The sequence below is a fragment of the Candidatus Hodgkinia cicadicola genome, from assembly GCF_002774925.1.
Genome location: NZ_NXGO01000129.1, coordinates 1 through 770 on the forward strand (window position 1 = coordinate 1; position 770 = coordinate 770).

Sequence of the window (770 nt, forward strand, 5' to 3'; positions counted from 1 at the left end):
CGATCTTTGCTTTTCAGTGATTTCTTATGGCTTAATAAATTTTTATTGTGTAAGTTTCTTAACTTTTCACTTGTTAATGCTTCATAAGCTTCTCTAATACATTTAAATTCATGAGAAGAAGATGGACATCCATGATTTTTGTCAGGATGATATATTTTTGAAAGATTATAGTAAGCACTTTTGATTTCCATTTCTGAGGCATCTTTTGAAACTCCCAATATAGCATAGTAATCCTTGAAGTAGACTTTCAGTGTATAACATTTCCTGTGCCTAAATGGCAAAACTTTGTATCCTTTATATTTTGCATTTATGTCCAGAGAATGCTGTAGCTGGAAAAAATATATTTCTGTTATAGAACATGTGTTTTGTACAAATCTTTTTACACACACACACACGTGTTTATATATAATGTTTAGTATGTAAAGAAAATGAACAACCAAGTTAAACTGAAACAAGGATAAAAACTGTTTTTTGGTATAGAGTGTATTGGTGAGGTTTAGTTAAATATCAACTTTACTTAACTCTTACAGTTTCTGTTGTACTTCCTGGGGCTGAAACATAACATTGTAAAGTAGACTGAATAATGTATCCACTGTTAAAGAGGTTCATACGAGGGGAGACACAAAAGTAACGAGAATTTTTCTCTGGCAGTTGGTAGAACGCTAGTTCCGACTTCTCCCGCTAGGTGCCTTCACTAGACACCATTTTATATCAGTTGCCCTAGCGGTTGTGGAAACATTAGCGCGGTCAGTGTGACTATTTTTGTAAGC

General features: G+C 33.6%; 1 protein-coding gene. It reads right to left on the bottom strand.

Annotated elements, in window-relative coordinates; genetic code table 4:
* Nucleotides 1–389, bottom strand: a 389-nt coding sequence (locus MAGTDC_RS05750) for a J domain-containing protein (protein ID WP_278046990.1), incomplete at its 3' end; no start/stop codon positions are given.
* Between the last annotated feature and the right edge of the window lie 381 nt (nt 390–770).